Consider the following 1,489-nt stretch of genomic DNA (forward strand, 5'->3'; position numbering starts at 1 on the left):
CGATCATCGGCATCCTGGCCGCCATCGCGCTGCCGGCGTACCAGGACTACACGATCCGCGCCAAGGTGTCGGAAGGCGTCGTCCAAGCCAGCGGTGCCAAGGCCACGGTGGCTGAGAACTACGCCAATGGCGCGGCCGACAACTGCGTCGGCGTGTCGACCGGCACTATTGGCATGACGACCCTGACCTGCGCGACCGCGGCAGCCGGCGCCACCCTGGGCGTGAGCGTGGCCACCGGCGTCAGCGGCATTACCGTGACCTTCGATCTGGTGGGCACCGGCAGCACCGCGGGCATGCTCTGGGATTGCAACAACGCTCCCGTAAAGAAGTACGTTCCGGCCGAGTGCCGCACCTGATGTCTTGACGACGGCATGGTGGGGCCGGCGACAGCCGGCTCTCCCCACCCCCTTCCAACCGGGCACCCAAGGGTGCCCGGTTGGCGTTTCGGTTGCCGCAAAATCGCCACGACGCAACGACTGAGCAAAGAAACCCGGCGATGGCTGCACTGGACTGGAAATCCCGCCTGCGCGCCGCAGGCATCCACCTTCTGCTCAGCGCGGCGGTCGCCGCACTGGCTGCTGCCCTGGTGTTCGGCCTGTGGTACCCGTGGCCCTACACGGTACTGGCCGGTGGCACCGAACTGTTCGTGCTGATCACCTCGGTCGACGTGGTCATCGGGCCGGCGCTGACCCTTGCCGTCTTTGACCGCATTCGCAAGCCGGTGCGCGAGTTGCAGCGCGATCTGGCGGTCATCGCGATGCTGCAGCTCGCCGCACTGGTGTACGGCATGCACACCATCTTTGTCGCCCGCCCGGTGGCACTGGTATTCGAGGTCGACCGGCTGCGCGTGGTCACGGCCGTGGACATTCCGGATGGTGGGCTGGAGGATGCGCCGCAGGACCTGCGCCGCCTGCCGCTGGACGGTCCTCGACTGCTGCGCATCGAGAGACCTGCCCAAGGCGCCGAGAAGCTGGAGGCCATCCAGATGGCCGTTGCCGGTACCGACCTCAGTGCCCGCCCGCGATACTGGCACTCCTGGGACGCCACCGCCCGCGCCGAGGTCTTGCTCAAGTCCAGGCCACTGGCCCAGTTGCCAAGTGCGGATGCCCAGCGCCAAGGCGAACTCGACGCGGCCGTGAAGCGATCAGGCCGGGCAGCCGACCAGTTGCGCTACCTGCCGCTGCAGGCGCGCAAGACCGACTGGATTGCCCTGATCGACGGCACCAGTGGCGACGTCGTGGGCTACGCGCCGTTCAACGGGTTCTAGGAGCCCGTCCCAAGGCCCGACAGGCTCCTAGAATCCCCGCATGTCGCTGCCCACCTGGGCTGCGGGCGCGGCTGCGCCTGCGGCCGTCGATGAACGCCGATGGCCGTGGCCTGCCGTGCTCACGGCCCTTCTGGCCTGTGCGGCTCCGCCGCTGCTGGCCTACAACCAGCCGCCGTCGTCCACGCTGCTGAACCAGTGCCTGGCGGTGTCGCTGTGGGGTGC

The 1,489-nt window shown here is 68.4% G+C and carries 3 protein-coding genes; all 3 read left to right on the top strand.

Annotation, left to right across the window (positions count from 1 at the left end; translation table 11 throughout):
* Positions 1-2 precede the first annotated feature (2 nt).
* Positions 3-356 carry a pilin gene (locus L6Q67_RS23390; protein ID WP_296575869.1) on the top strand — a complete coding sequence of 118 codons (354 nt, stop codon included), beginning with the start codon at positions 3-5 and terminating at the stop codon, positions 354-356.
* Between the two features lie 140 nt (positions 357-496).
* Positions 497-1,267 carry a TfpX/TfpZ family type IV pilin accessory protein gene (gene tfpZ / locus L6Q67_RS23395; RefSeq protein WP_296575872.1) on the top strand — a complete coding sequence of 257 codons (771 nt, stop codon included), beginning with the start codon at positions 497-499 and terminating at the stop codon, positions 1,265-1,267.
* 40 nt (positions 1,268-1,307) lie between these two features.
* Positions 1,308-1,489: hypothetical protein (locus L6Q67_RS23400; protein ID WP_296575874.1), on the top strand; the 182-nt coding region annotated here is incomplete at its 3' end.

The organism is Zoogloea sp., from assembly GCF_023150065.1.
In the GTDB taxonomy this organism is placed as follows: domain Bacteria; phylum Pseudomonadota; class Gammaproteobacteria; order Burkholderiales; family Rhodocyclaceae; genus Zoogloea.